Annotated in this window: 1 protein-coding gene; it reads right to left on the bottom strand. The window is 76.7% G+C overall.

What is annotated here, in order from left to right; translation table 11 throughout:
* Positions 1–373, bottom strand: a 373-nt coding sequence (locus ACFQ87_RS45570; protein WP_380616940.1) for an FAD-dependent oxidoreductase, incomplete at both ends; no start/stop codon positions are given.

Here is a 373-nt window from a genome sequence, read left to right as displayed (position 1 = left end):
GTGGTGGAACAGGAAGCGCGCGCCCAGTTCGCCCGCCGCGTCCGCGAGGTTCTGGGCGGCGAGCTGCGGATCGTCGACGAACCCGGCGTCCGGGGTGAACAGCGCGCCGAGTTCGCCGGTGGGGGCGGCGAAGAAGGCATCGTCGTCCACCGGCTTCGGCGGCCAGTACCGTCCGGGGTCGATCCCGGGCAGGCGCCGGCGCAGCGTCGGGGCGTCCCATCGCTCGTACGGGACGCCGGCGCGGTCGAACAGGGCGGTGGTGCCGGACGGCGCGGTGCCGGGGGCGTCGAGCTGCACGGCGCCGGTGCGGTGGAAGGCCGCGAGCGGGCGGCGGCCGGTCAGCCGCAGGTGGTCGGGCCAGCAGGTCCAGAGG

Source organism: Kitasatospora sp. NPDC056531 (assembly GCF_042794375.1).
Classification (GTDB): domain Bacteria; phylum Actinomycetota; class Actinomycetes; order Streptomycetales; family Streptomycetaceae; genus Kitasatospora.
This window is presented reverse-complemented; position numbering and strand designations above follow the sequence as displayed.